Below are 486 nucleotides of genomic sequence, written 5' to 3'. Positions count from 1 at the left end.
GGTGCCCCAAGTGCCATAGTTGCTCTCCACCCAGTTGCCCTGCTCGTCCTTGTGGCCTGAGCCTGGCTTGTATGGGCTCCAGTCTATCTCGGTCACGATGATAGGATTGGTCTTCGCCACTGGCACAGCATCCAGGAATTCATTGTAGAATATCTCCTTGTTGGTATTGTCATTGTTGCCCGAACCTGACTTATACCAGCCTGGATAGCAGTGAACGGCATAACCCAAATTGTTTTGCGAGTCTACTATCGGATGCTTTACATAGTCACGATAGTTTTGCTGCCAAGTGGTGCCCGGCACCCAGATGATGCCATTGAATCCATCGCGGCGAATCCTGTTCACGATAGGCTGGAAGAATTCCTTCATAGCTCCATTGTCAGAACTGCCATTCCACGTGATGGAGATTGGCTCGTTGGCTAGCTCAATGGAAATCTGTCCGGAATGTTCCTGGATATATGGATCGGAAGCAAACTCATGCCATATATT

Annotated in this window: 1 protein-coding gene; it reads right to left on the bottom strand. The window is 49.4% G+C overall.

The genetic code is table 11. From position 1 onward, the window contains the following. Positions 1 to 486, bottom strand: a 486-nt coding sequence (locus tag D4A39_RS17030) for a cellulase family glycosylhydrolase (protein ID WP_147393964.1), incomplete at both ends; no start/stop codon positions are given.

Origin of the sequence: Alcanivorax profundi, assembly GCF_003597125.1 — a bacterium.
Taxonomy (GTDB): Bacteria; Pseudomonadota; Gammaproteobacteria; order Pseudomonadales; family Alcanivoracaceae; genus Alcanivorax; species Alcanivorax profundi.
Note: the sequence above shows the minus strand (reverse complement) of the source record. Positions and strands in the feature narration are given on the sequence as shown.